We start from the raw sequence: 12382 nt of genomic DNA, 5'->3' as shown, positions 1-12382 counted from the left end.
TACGAGCGCCCTAGCCGCCACTCGCCGACCATCAAAACCGGTTCATGGTTCAAGGCGGTAAGCATCTTCAGCTGCGATGACTGCAAGACCAAATTGACGTCTGGCACACATACTAACGGAGGCAAACCATGATCGAAACTTCCAGATCCCTGGAGACCAAGGTGGCGGGTCTGCATGAGAGGATGCAGACGGCCAACGTCAGCGTGGATGATATGGTCGCATTTCAGAAGGTCGCCGACATTTTGGACAATGGTCGCGGTGGCATCGACGTCGATGACCTGATCGCACTGTCCTTTGTCACGTCGGATGAGTGCTCAGGAAAATGCTAAATGGGACCGGAGGCGTCAGCGATAATGGTTTTGCTTTCGTGCAGTCCGGGTTGGGCTTGTCGGCCGCTCGAAATCGCGCCTCAAATCTACTCCGTCGATAAATGCAGAGCGGCCTTGGCGGATCGTTTGGCCAAGTCCCCTGTCGGCGAAATTATTGGCCAGTGCAGGGAGATTGACGCTACGTTTACCGATTCGCTGCCGCCTGGATATTCCGCCCTAACAATCACCCGAGGCACAGAAACTACGAACTATCTTGTTCCCCATAAGGCGGACTAAGCGGCTTCGCCAGTAGGACGCTTCGGTCGTCAGAAAGCGGATCGGCCCCGCCGTCGAATGGCCGAGCCGCTCAAGACCTGTTCGGAACGCTTCAAAGCCCGAGATGGCCCCTCAGGCTCGGCACCTGGTCCAGCACCTGATTGGTCAGGTCGGGGCCGGCGGCGGCTTCCGCCTGCTGGATCAGTGTCTCGCCGGCCTGCCGGATCTGCGCCATGTCGAGGCCGGACGCCTTCAGCACGGCGACGCCGCTGATCAGCGCGCCGGCTTTTTCGCCGAGCACGCCGCCAAGCGCGCCCTGCAGCGACGACAGAAGTCCGCCGCCCGAATTGGCCGTCGCGCCGGCGGCCATCACGTCGTATTTCTGCGCCAGCGCACCGGCGCCGGGGATCTGGTCGAAGAAGGACGAAACGCTGGTGCCTTCCGCTTCGTGCTCGAGCACGGAAAAGATGGTGCCGACAACCTTTTCGGTGGTCGGCTCGTCGAGGCCGGCCTTCGAGGAAACGGTGTTGATGATGTCCTGGACGTTCATGGCATTCCCCTTTTCGTCATTCGCATCGGCAAGGCGGCTCAGCCAACTTCGTGTCCTAATGTGACAGCACCATCAAGACTTTCGGAAATGACCAAAATGTGATGAATCAAGCTGCTTGTCGGCGCAGCGGCTCTACTAAGATTCCCCAAGGGATCATCACCCGGGCGTGACTGGACCGTGCAATTCTCGACCCTATCTTGCGGATCACCCGCCAATCGTCGAGGACAGCCATGACCGAACCCGTTGCCAAGCCCGTCATTACTCAGCCTGTCATCAGTCAGGCGATGATCGATGCCTATGACGAATACACGCATCTGACGCTCGACCGCCGCCGCTTCATGGAGCAGTTGACCAAGCTGGCGGGCTCGGGCGCCGCGGCGGCTGCGATCGCGCCGATGCTGGCGGCCAATTCCGCCCAGGCCGCGATCGTCGCCGAGGACGACAGCCGCGTTAAGGGCGGGGACGTCACCTATCCCGGCTCAAGCGGCGAGATGAAAGCCTATCTGGTCAAGCCGGCGGATCAGTCGGGCAAGCTCGGCACCGTTATCGTCATCCACGAGAACAGGGGTCTCAACGCGCATATCCGCGACGTCGCCCGGCGCGTGGCGCTGGAAGGGTTCGTCGCGCTGGCGCCGGACTTTCTGTCGCCGCTCGGCGGTACGCCGTCCGACGAGGACAAGGCGCGCGACATGTTCACCAAGCTCGACGCTGCCCAGGTCGCGGCCGACGGCGTGGCGACGATCGCCTACCTCAAGGGCCTCAAGGACGGCAACGGCAAGGTCGGGGCGGTCGGCTTCTGCTGGGGCGGCGGCGCGGTCAACCAACTTGCCGTCGATGCGCCGGACCTCAGCGCCGGCGTCGCCTATTACGGCATGCAGCCCAAGGCCGAGGACGCCGCAAAGATCAAGGCGCCCCTGCTTCTGCATTATGCCGGGCTGGACAGCAGGACCAATGCCGGCATCGACGCCTACAAGAAGGCGCTCGACGCCGCGCATGTCGAATACACCGTCTATGTCTATGACGGCGCCAATCACGCCTTCAACAACGACACCTCGGCCGCGCGCTACGACAAGAAAGCCGCCGATCTCGCCTGGGGGAGGACGATCGCCTTCCTGAAGGAGAAGCTGGCCTAGGTGTGTTGATATTCAGGTGAGCCCGGCCTGGAAACGGCGCCTCCACAGCCGTCGGCAGATTATTGCTGCGCCGGCTTGTGGAAGGCGACGCCGGCGATGACCAGCGCAATGCCGATGCAGTCGGTGACGCTGGGTACCTGACGCAGCACGATGACGCCGATCAGCGTTGCCGTGAGCGGCAGGAGCGAGAGCATCAATGCGAAGCTCGCGCGCGGCAGCCGCGCCATGGCGAACTGGTCGCAGATGTAGGGGATGACCGAGGAGCAGACGCCGACGCCGATCGCGGCGACGAGGAGTTGCGGCAACGAGAAGGCAGGCAGCGCCTCGCGAAAGCCAATGGGCAACACGATGAGGAAAGCGACTGCCATGGCGGCGCCGAGGCCGGCGATGCCGATGCCTGCCTGGGCGACGCGGTGACCGATCACGATGTAGCCGACGAAGAGGGCACCATTCAAGAAGGCCCAGAACAAGCCGACCGGATCGCTGGACCATTTCACGTCGATGAGCAGCAAGGTGCCGACAACGGCAATGGCGAGCGCAGCAAAGTTGCGCGGGCTGCGCAGGCCGACCAGCGCGACCGCGATCGTGCCGACGAATTCGATCGCCGCCACCAGCGAGATCGGCAGGCGGTCGAGCGCCAGATAGAACGAGCAGTTCATCACCGCCAGGCAGATGCCGAAGGCCAGCAGCAGCAGCCGCTGAGCGCGATCCGCGCGGGCGAAGACGCGCCAGGGCCTTGTCAGCGGGGCGAAGATGACAGCGGCGGTGGCGATGCGCAGCCAAGCCATGCCGAGGACGCCGACCTGAGCGAAAAGCAGCACCGCGAAGGCCGGGCCCAGATAATGGAACACGGCGCTGACGCAGAACCAGACATGCGGCGGTAATGCGTTGGCCGTTCCAGCAAGTGTGGTGGGGCCGGCGAGGGCGGGGCGTGTATCGAAATCACCGCTGGCCTGCTTTGCAGCCGGAATTTGCGTTTGAGCTTTCATAGGAGCATTATCGCAGGCAAAATTCACGGAATATATGCGCGATGAACGGCTTGGTGCCCAGTTTCGCTTTCTGATGGAAGAGATTTGATTTGAAAAACCTTCGAAGTGAAAATGTCGACATCGACGCGATCGATCTGAAGGTCCTGCGTCTGCTGGAAAAGGACGCGCGCATCAGCACGGCGGAATTGGCGCGCGCGGTCGGGCTGTCGGCGCCGAGCGTGGCGGAGCGCATCCGCAAGCTGCAGGAGAACGGCGTGATCGAGGCCTATACGGTCAGGATCAATCCGGCCGCTCTCGGCATGAAGCTGTCGGCATGGCTGAGAATAAGGCCCGTGCCGGGACAGCTTTCGGTGGTAGCGGACATCATCCGCGAGCTGCCGGAAATCGCGCAATGCGACCGGGTCACCGGCGAGGACTGCTTCATCGCGCTTGCTCATGTCGGCTCTGTGAGCGAGCTCGAGCGGGTGATCGACCGGATCATCCCCTATGCGATGACCAACACCGCCATCATCCAGTCGTCGCCGGTCGAGCCGCGCTCGCCGCTGGGCGGATTCAAGCAGCTATGACTGGGCAGAGATGGCTGGGCAGCGACGATGGATCAAGCGTGGCCGCGTTTCATGCGCGCCTGCTTCAGAATCGCGCGCCAGCGGATCATGTCGAACGGGATAGGTTCGTTGTTGTTGGCGATGTGGAAGATCTCGTTGTTGACGTTCTTCAGCGATCGCCAGAAATCATAGTCGGTGATGCGTGGATCGGCCGCCAACCGTTCCACTTCGACCTTGATGTCGGTTTTCATGCACTGTCCTCGCACCGCATTCCGCCAGCCGCCCGCGCGTAAACCCGGTAGGGCGGTTTTCGAACGCACCGGTGAGTCGTTCAACGGACTCAACCGACTTGTTCACGTTAAAACCTTGGTAAGGTTAACGCGGGCGCGCGGGTTTTCAAGCGCCCCTGCGCTTGATGCCGATCGAGCGGCCGGCGCGCTCGGGCATCGGCAGCGCCGCATGAGCCGCGCGCACAGCCTCCAACTTGGCCATCACGTCGGCGGGGAAGGGGGCGACCTTCGGTCCTTCCATGTCGACATGCAGCGACAGCGTTTCCGATGTGGCGGCAAGCCAGCCGTCGACATGGCGGATTTCCTGATAGGTTCTCAACCGCTTGTCGTCATGGTCGATGAGCTGGAACGATACCTTGACCGTGTCGTGGAGATGCAACTCGCGTACGTAGCAGACATGGACTTCCGCGGTGTAGACGCTGAGGCGGCGCTCCTTGGTATAGCTCGAGTCCACTCCCATCATTGCGAACGCTTCGTCGGTGCCGCGATCGAACAGCACGTTGTAAAAGGCCATGTTGAGATGGCCGTTATAGTCGATCCAGTCCTTCTCGATCGCCAATGGGCGGGAAATGATGGGCGCGGGGATCGTCATATGGTTTCCTTGATCGTCGCTGGACAGAGCGTGGTTGGTGAGGTTCTGTTCATGTGGCGCAATTCCGGACGGAAAACCGCTTCACACTTTTCCTGGAATTGCTTTAGGCATCATCCATAGCTGCATAACAAGGGTGGCCGCTGGTCCATTCGCGGAGGAATTCATGGCTTTGAGCGACCTCAATCCCGTCGAACGCAACGAGGAAGGCATCGCCGCGGTGCTCGGCATCCTCAAGCAGCGCTTCGGCGAGCGCTTCCAGACCGGCGAGGCGATTCGCGGCCAGCACGCGCACACTACCACCTATATCCCGACCCAGGCGCCCGACGGCGTCGCTTTCGTCGAGACAGCCGCGGACGTGCAGGAGATCGTACGCGCCTGCGCCGCCCACCGCGTGCCGGTCATCGCCTTCGGCGTCGGCTCCTCGCTCGAGGGCCACACCAACGCGCCGGGCGGCGGCATTTCCATCGACACCTCGCGCATGAACCGGATCCTGGCCGTCAATCCGCAGGATCTCGACTGCAGCGTCGAGCCCGGGGTGACGCGCGAGGACCTCAACAGGCACCTGCGCGACACCGGCCTGTTCTTCCCGATCGATCCCGGCGCCAACGCGTCGCTGGGCGGCATGGCGGCAACGAGGGCTTCCGGCACCAATGCGGTGCGCTACGGCACCATGCGCGAAAACGTGCTGTCGCTGACCGCCGTCATGGCCGACGGCGAGACGGTGACGACCGGCAAGCGGGCGAAGAAGAGCTCGGCCGGCTACGACCTGACGCGGCTTTTGGTCGGCTCGGAAGGCACGCTCGGCGTCATCACCTCGCTGACGCTGAGACTGCAGGGCATTCCGCAGGCGATCTCAGGCGGCGTCTGCCCGTTTCCCAGCCTGGAGGCCGCCTGCAACACGGTGATAGCCACGATCCAGATGGGCATCCCGGTGGCGCGCATCGAACTGGTCAACGCGCTGCAGATGCGGGCGATGAAGAATTATTCCAAGCTCGACTATCCGGAGAGCCCGTGCCTGTTCGTGGAGTTCCATGGCAGCGAGGCCGGCGTGGCCGAGCAGGCCGAGATGTTTGGCATGATCGCCGAGGAGAATGGAGGAGGGCCGTTCCTGTGGACCAGCGTCGCGGAGGAGCGGACAAAACTCTGGAAGGCGCGGCACGACGCCTATTGGTCGTCGCTGACGCTGCGCCCCGGCGCCAAGGGGCTGTCGACCGACGTCTGCGTGCCGATCTCGCGGCTTGCCGAATGCGTTATGGAAACCGAGGCCGACATTGCCGAGATGGGACTTGTCGCGCCGATCGTCGGCCATGCCGGCGACGGCAATTTCCATGTGCTGGTGCTGATGGATGTCGACAACCCTGAAGAGATCGCGCTCGCCGAGAAATTCGTCGCCCGGCTCAACATGCGCGCGATCGCCATGGAAGGCACCTGCACCGGCGAGCACGGCATCGGTCAAGGCAAGGTCGGCTTCCTGCGGCACGAACTCGGCCATGGCGTCGATGTCATGCGCACGATCAAGCAGGCGCTCGATCCGCTGAACATCATGAATCCCGGGAAGATCTTGCCGGGCGCAGGTCACTAGTCATGGCCGCGGCAGAAGCTCTGCTGCCGATCGACGTGCCGTCCTCGTCGGCCGGTGCTCCGTTGCCGCATGTTTTCGCGGATGAAGAGCGGCTGTTGGTTGCCTACATCGCCAATGTCCCCGTCCCGTCCTTCGACGGCACCAATCCGCGCTCGGTTTCAGCAGTTGCGGAGGGGCAGGCCGTCGCGGTCCTGACGATGGACCCTTATGTCGCGTTCCAATTCGGCCCGCCGAACGACGAGGCCCTGAGCGGGCATCGGCTCTACGCGCTCGGCCTGCAGCCGTATTCCGCGTTCGAGGTTCTCAATTCGTCGTGGATTGCTTCTCTGGAAGAAGCGAACCGGGTTCACCCGCGCCATATGCCGGAACTGTTTTCGGGTCGGCGGCACGTCATTCTCACGTTCCACGATTCGACCCTGGAATTCATCGCTCGAGATTTCCAGGTAAGCCTGCGAAAAGGCGCGGTGCTGAAGGCTTTGCTCGAAGCGGTAAACGACTGATCGCCTAGCCGCAGCCCCCGGCGACGCTATTCCTGAACGCCCTCGACCAGCTTCTGCAGCATGGGCCGCGTCGGCGCGAAGAACGTCGTGCCTGTATGCGGCGTCGAGAAGTCGAGCAGCCGGTCGTAAGCGCCTGGCGGTTCGCCGACATACATGCGCTGCAGCATTTTTTCGATCACCCAGAGATAGCGCGTGTAACCGATGAAATAGGTGCCGAACTCGTTCTGGCCGGGGCGGCCGAACGGCATGTTGTCGCGCAGGATGTCGTATTCGTTGCCGGCGTCGTCCTCGATCGTGGCCAAGGACTTGTGCGACTTGCGCGGCTTGTCGTCATCATCGATCTCGATGTTGTCGATCTTTGTGCGGCCGATGATTTCTTCCTGGACATGCGTCGGCGTTTTGCCCCAAGCGGCCATGTCGTGCAGGTATTTCTGCACGACGACGTAGCTGCCGCCGGCAAAGTCGCCGTCCTCGTCGCCGACCAAGGCGGAGGCGGGCAGGTCGAGGCCGGTCGGATTGGCGGTGCCGTCGACAAAGCCCAGCAGGTCGCGCGCGTCGAAATAGCGAAAGCCGGACACCTCGTCGGCGACGGTCACGCTGGCACCAAGACTGTTCAGTATGATGCGCTCGAACTCGAAGCACATGTCGGGCCGCTCGGCGCGGATGTGGAAAAGGAGATCGCCCGGCGTCGAGGGCGCCGAATGCGCCGAGCCCTCGATCGGCGCGAAGGGTTTCAGCTCGCGTGGCCGGCGGTTGGGCGACAGGCGGTTCCAGAGCCCGGCGCCGATGCCGGCGATGCAGGACAGCCGGCCCGACAGGTCGCGGAAGCCGACATTCTTGACGAGGTCGTCGAGCTCGCCCAGCACCGAAGCGACATTCGAAAGCGCCGCCCTGTCGCTGCCGACGGTCACAACAAGGAAAATCGCGGCTTGCGACAGCGGCGCGTCGACGCTCTGCGCGTCGATCGGCACTCTATCCCAGTTCTTGCCTGACATCGGGGACGCTCCATGTTGGGTTCAGATTCATGGCGGCCAAGGACGCGGCCGGAAGGGCAGGGATTTGCAAAAGAGATATCGCGACCGCGAGCGGTCACGCAACTGGAGACATTGGCGGCTGTCGCACGCTGAATTGCCTCTTTATCGACACGCGGATGCGGGTAGAGTGCGGCTGACTTTCAACCCGGGAAACAGATGCTCGCCCGCCTGTTCGTGATCTTCGGTGGCCTGTTCGTGCTGGTGCTGTGCGCGGCGCTGGTGGTGCCGTATTTCATCGACTGGACGGGTTACCGGGGCGATTTCGAGCGCGAGGCGAGCGCCATCCTCGGCCGCAAGGTGACGGTGAAGGGCGACGCGACGGCGCGGCTGTTGCCGTTTCCGTCGGTGACCTTCTCCAATGTCGAGGTCGCGGGGGGGCCGGAAGGCCAGCCGGCAATGACGGTCGAGACCTTTTCCATGGATGCCGAGCTCGCGCCATTCCTGCGCGGCGAGGTGCTGATCTTCGACATGCGGCTGGTGCATCCGAAAGCCACCATCAATGTCGCCGGCGACGGCACCGTCGACTGGACGCTCCGGCCCTCGACGCCCTTCGACCCAGGCCAGATCGCGATCGAGAAGCTGTCGGTAACCGAAGGGCAGATCGAATTGCGCCACGCCGCCGGTGGACGCAGCCATCTGATCTCGGAGATCAACTCGACCATTTCGGCCAAGGCGCTCACCGGCCCATGGCGCATGGACGGAACGCTGCGCTTCGACGGCCTGCGCGTCGACGTCTCGGCTTCGACCGGCAAGGTGGAGCCGGACGGCCAGATGCGGCTCAGGTTGAAAGCGGATCCCGATGCTTATCCGCTGATCATCGAAACCGACGGCAATGCCGGCATCGTCAAGGGCGCCGCGGTCTATTCCGGCCAGTTCAAGATTTCGGGTGACGACAGGAATTCGGCCGAGCTGCGCGGCAACGAGGGCCAGCCGGTCAAGATCAGCACCGGCAAGCCCGACCCAGGCTTCCGGTTGAACGGCAAGTTCGCGCTCGACCACCAGAAGCTCAATTTCGATGAGTTCCGCTTCGAAACCGGGCCGCTCGACAATCCCTATACCGCCGACGGCAAGGCATCGGTCGATCTCGGCCTGAAGCCGCATTTCTCGGTCGAGGCCAGCGGCGCGCAGGTGCAGTTCGACGAGGCCGTCGGCGGGGCCGCTGGCGCCGGCTTCACGCTCGACCAGCGCATCGCGGCATTCGAGCGGACGCTGCAGCACATGCCGAAGCCGACCATACCGGGCACGGTCGAGGTCAGGCTGCCGGCGGTGGTGGCGGGCGACACGACGGTGCGCGACGTGCGGCTGTCGGCCGAGCCGGTCGAAGGGGGCTGGTCGGTCAAGTCGCTCGCCGCGACGCTGCCGGGCCGTACGACGCTCGAAGCCGACGGCATGTTGAGCGTGGAAGACCACTTCGGCTTCACCGGCTCGTTGCTGCTCGCCGTCGGACAGCCGTCCGGCTTTGCCGCCTGGCTGTCGAAGGATGTCGACGAGGCGATCCGCCGGCTGCCCGCGGCAGGCTTCAAGGCCAAGGTCGATCTCAGCGAGAACCGGCAGTCCTTCAGCGATCTCGAGCTCATCCTCGGCAAGGCGAAGTTTGCGGGCAGCATCGATTCCAGCCAGCAGGATGGCGCCAGGCCGTCGGTGCTGATGCGGCTGACGGGCGGCGAGATGGACCTGGACGGGCTCGCCGCCTTCGCCTCGATCTTCATCAGCGACAAGGGCGCCAACCGGTTTTCGGACCGCGATCTCGATTTCCAGATCAAGGCGGGCCCAGTCAGCGCTGCCGGGCTCAGCGCCGACACCGTCGACACGGCGCTGCGGCTGCGCGAGGGCCTGCTCGAGATCGATCGGCTTTCGATCGGCGGCCTGGCCGGCGCCTCGATCAGCGCCACGGGCCGGGTCAAGGATTTCCCGCAGAGCCCGACCGGCAAGCTCAACGCTTCCGTGGTGGCGGTGGACCTCAAGCCGCTGATCGATGTCGCCGCACAGCACTATCCCGACAATGGCGTGCTCAAAGGCCTGGCCAGCCGCGCGGCGGCCTATCCCGAACTGTTCCAGGACGCGCGCATCGATCTCTTGACCAGCGCCGCCGACAATGGCGACGGCACCACGGGCTTGGCGCTCTCGGCCCAGGGCAAGGCCGGCGGCTCGGCGTTCTCGGCGTCGCTTTCCGGCAAGGGGACCGCGGACAAGCTCTCCGAGGCGCCGGTGTCGATCACCTTCAACGCCCGCAACGACAATGCCACCACGCTGCTTGCGCTTTACGGCCTGCCTGCGCTGCCGCTCGGCATGCTCGGCCACGCCAACACCGACGTCTCGGCGAAGGGCTCGGTTGCCGGCGGTCTCGCGACCAGCTTCAACCTGACGGCCGATGATTTCAGGGCAGGCTTCGACGGAACAGTCGCCTCGACGGCGCAAGGCCCGACTGCCAAGGGCAAGGTCAGTCTCGATGCCGCCGATATCGAGCCGTGGCTGATGACGACGGGTGTAGGCCTGCCCGGCATGGGAACCGGGACGGCAACGTCGCTGGCGGCCGATGCCGATTTCGGCAATGGGCTCCTGGTGCTGAGCGGTCTTACCGGTTCGATCAACAAGGCGGCGGTTTCCGGCGACGTCAACATCGACGACGCCAAGGATGGGCTGCCGCATCTTGCCGGGGCGCTGGTGCTCGACGAGCTCGACCTTGATCCGCTGGCGGTCTCGCTGTTCGGGGACCAGTCTTTCGCCGCCGCCAAGGGCGGCTGGCCGACGACGCCGTTCAGCCAGAAGTCGACGCTGCCGTTCAACGCAGATCTCGATCTCAACACCTCGGCGCTCGCCGTCGGGCCCTTCGCCACGGCGCATGACGCTTCATTCTCGCTGAAGCTCGACCGCGAAGGCATCCACGTCTCCGACCTCAAGGCGAAGCTCTACGGCGGCGACCTGACCGGCCTGTTCGACCTGAAGAACACGGAGGGCACCGGCCTGTTCTCCGGCCAGATGAGGCTGGCCGGCAGCGATCTTTCCGCGGTTCTGCCCGGCGCCGGTATCGGCGGCAGCGGCGATCTTTCGACGGCGCTGTCGACCAGCGGCAAATCCGTTGACGCCATGATTGCGGCCTTGTCCGGATCCGGCACGGCGGCGCTGAAGGGATTGAAAGTGGACGGCATCAATCCGGCAGGCTTTGCCGCCATGATCGCCAAGGCCGACGCGATCGGACGCGACATCGACACGGCCAAGACGGCGGAGTTCGCGCCCCAGATCGCCGGGGAGGGCAGCTTCGCCGCCGGCGATACCGATGTGGCCTTCACCGTCGCCAACGGCACGTTGCGGGCGCCGCCGATCAGCCTCGACAATCCCGGCGCGACCTTGTCCGCCGACGTGACGGCCGATCTCAACACGAGCACCGTCACGGCAAAAGGGGCGCTGACCTACCACGCTGGCGACGAGGCGCTGGTCGGTTCCGAGCCGACCGTCAATTTCAGCCTGGCCGGTCCGCTTGGGGCGACCGCGCCCCAGTTCGACAGCGGCCCGCTGGCGCAGTTCCTGACGCAGCGCGCGCTGGAGAAGGAACAGCAGCGGGTCGAGGCGATGCAGGCGGCGCTCTTGGAGAAGCAGCGGCTGCGGCGCGAAGTGCGCTATTACGCCTCGCTGCAGACGGAGCGCGACAACGCGGCCGAAGAGTTGCGCCGGCAAGAGGAAGAGGCGCGGCAGAAGGCCGAGGCGGAAGCCAGGGCGAAAGCCGAAGCGGAAGCGCAGGCACAGGCTGAAGCGCAGGCAAAGGCTGAAGCTGAAGCAAAAGCCAAGGCCGACGAAGAGGCCAGGGTGAAGGCGGAAGCCGACGCCAAGGCGCAGGCCGAAGCGGACGCCAAGGCCAAGGCCGATGCACAGGCGAAGGCCGAGGCCGAGCAGCGGGCCGCGGACGAGGCGGCCAAGGCACAGGCCGATCGCAAGAAGGCCGAGCAAGCGAAGCTGGAAGCAGCACGCAAGGCGGCCGCGCAAACGCCAAAGGCCGAGGGGGCGCTGCCCGGCGCCAATGATGGTTCGACTTCAGCGCCGGCGAAGCCGAAGGCCAACCCGTTCACGATCGACAATCTGCTGAAGTCGCTCGACGGCGGTTGAGCTTCGCGTCGCACACGTAGCGAATTAGCCACCGCGCCTAGGACTGTTCCTGGCGCGAGAGCAGGCGCCGCAGCATCGGCTCGATGCGCGAAAGCTCGTCGAGATGCGCGGCCGACAAGTCGGCCAGGCGATCGTCGGCCAAAGGGGTGAGCTGCAGCAAGACGCGGCGGTGATCGCTCTTGTCCTGATCGCGTATCACCAGGCCTGCCTCGGCAAGGCGGTTCACCAGTTCCACCGCGCTGTGGTGGCGGATGCGCAGCCGCTCGGCAAGCTCGCCCACCGTCACCGGTCCGCCGCCGGGAAATCCCTTGATCGCCAGCAGCGCCTGGTGCTGGCGCGGCGTGAGGCCCGCCTCGTTGGCCTGGACCTGGCTGAATTCGAGAAAGCGGCGGATCAGATAACGGAACTGCGACAGCCGCTGGTAGTCGGCCTGGCTGATGGCGGGGCGTGGTTTCGGCGGCGTCATTTCCCGACTTATGGTC

Annotated in this window: 12 protein-coding genes; 6 read left to right on the top strand and 6 right to left on the bottom strand. The window is 64.4% G+C overall.

The features are described from left to right. Positions 1-128: 128 nt before the first annotated feature. Entirely contained in the window at positions 129-329 is a 201-nt protein-coding gene (locus tag FJW07_RS11925; RefSeq protein ID WP_140705889.1) for a hypothetical protein, read from the top strand. A 367-nt stretch (positions 330-696) separates the two neighbouring features. Here the strand turns inward: FJW07_RS11925 and FJW07_RS11915 are convergent, their stop codons facing one another. Then, positions 697-1134: a hypothetical protein gene (locus tag FJW07_RS11915; RefSeq protein ID WP_140856573.1), complete on the bottom strand. Its 438-nt coding sequence runs from the start codon at positions 1132-1134 to the stop codon at positions 697-699. 230 nt (positions 1135-1364) lie between these two features. Here FJW07_RS11915 and FJW07_RS11910 point away from each other — a divergent pair, with 230 nt between their 5' ends. Next, on the top strand, positions 1365-2267 hold the full coding sequence (locus FJW07_RS11910; RefSeq protein ID WP_140856571.1) for a dienelactone hydrolase family protein: 903 nt from the start codon (positions 1365-1367) through the stop codon (positions 2265-2267). A gap of 59 nt (positions 2268-2326) precedes the next feature. Here FJW07_RS11910 and FJW07_RS11905 read toward each other — a convergent pair whose 3' ends face one another. Continuing rightward, positions 2327-3256 (bottom strand): DMT family transporter, encoded by a 930-nt coding sequence (locus FJW07_RS11905; RefSeq protein ID WP_140856568.1) that lies wholly within the window; start codon positions 3254-3256, stop codon positions 2327-2329. An 89-nt stretch (positions 3257-3345) separates the two neighbouring features. On the opposite strand from FJW07_RS11905, the gene FJW07_RS11900 reads away from it, so the two are divergent. After that, positions 3346-3822, top strand: a complete 477-nt coding sequence (locus FJW07_RS11900; RefSeq protein WP_140655065.1) for an Lrp/AsnC family transcriptional regulator — start codon at positions 3346-3348, stop codon at positions 3820-3822. 32 nt (positions 3823-3854) lie between these two features. Here the strand turns inward: FJW07_RS11900 and FJW07_RS11895 are convergent, their stop codons facing one another. Then, entirely contained in the window at positions 3855-4052 is a 198-nt protein-coding gene (locus FJW07_RS11895) for a hypothetical protein (protein ID WP_027168755.1), read from the bottom strand. A 145-nt stretch (positions 4053-4197) separates the two neighbouring features. Further along, positions 4198-4683, bottom strand: a complete 486-nt coding sequence (locus FJW07_RS11890) for a thioesterase family protein (protein ID WP_140856566.1) — start codon at positions 4681-4683, stop codon at positions 4198-4200. 163 nt (positions 4684-4846) lie between these two features. On the opposite strand from FJW07_RS11890, the gene FJW07_RS11885 reads away from it, so the two are divergent. Together FJW07_RS11885 and FJW07_RS11880 are read left to right on the top strand one after the other, a co-directional pair. Beyond that, positions 4847-6265, top strand: coding sequence for an FAD-linked oxidase C-terminal domain-containing protein (locus FJW07_RS11885; protein ID WP_140856564.1), 1419 nt, complete (start codon positions 4847-4849; stop codon positions 6263-6265). A 2-nt stretch (positions 6266-6267) separates the two neighbouring features. After that, positions 6268-6765: a hypothetical protein gene (locus tag FJW07_RS11880; RefSeq protein ID WP_140856562.1), complete on the top strand. Its 498-nt coding sequence runs from the start codon at positions 6268-6270 to the stop codon at positions 6763-6765. A gap of 26 nt (positions 6766-6791) precedes the next feature. On the opposite strand, the gene FJW07_RS11875 is transcribed toward FJW07_RS11880, so the two are convergent. Next, complete coding sequence (locus FJW07_RS11875) at positions 6792-7760, bottom strand: Dyp-type peroxidase (protein WP_140856561.1); 969 nt, start codon at positions 7758-7760, stop codon at positions 6792-6794. Positions 7761-7955: 195 nt separating this feature from the next. Between FJW07_RS11875 and FJW07_RS11870 the strand changes: the two genes are divergently transcribed. Then, positions 7956-11900, top strand: coding sequence for an AsmA family protein (locus FJW07_RS11870; protein WP_140856559.1), 3945 nt, complete (start codon positions 7956-7958; stop codon positions 11898-11900). A 37-nt stretch (positions 11901-11937) separates the two neighbouring features. Here FJW07_RS11870 and FJW07_RS11865 read toward each other — a convergent pair whose 3' ends face one another. Continuing rightward, a complete protein-coding gene (locus tag FJW07_RS11865) occupies positions 11938-12366 on the bottom strand; it encodes a helix-turn-helix domain-containing protein (RefSeq protein ID WP_140644149.1) in 429 nt (142 codons plus the stop codon). Positions 12367-12382 lie beyond the last annotated feature (16 nt).

Origin of the sequence: Mesorhizobium sp. B3-1-9 (assembly GCF_006439595.1) — a bacterium.
Taxonomy (GTDB): domain Bacteria; phylum Pseudomonadota; class Alphaproteobacteria; order Rhizobiales; family Rhizobiaceae; genus Mesorhizobium.
The sequence above is the reverse complement of the archived record's forward strand: the minus strand, read 5'-3'. Positions and strand labels throughout refer to the sequence as shown.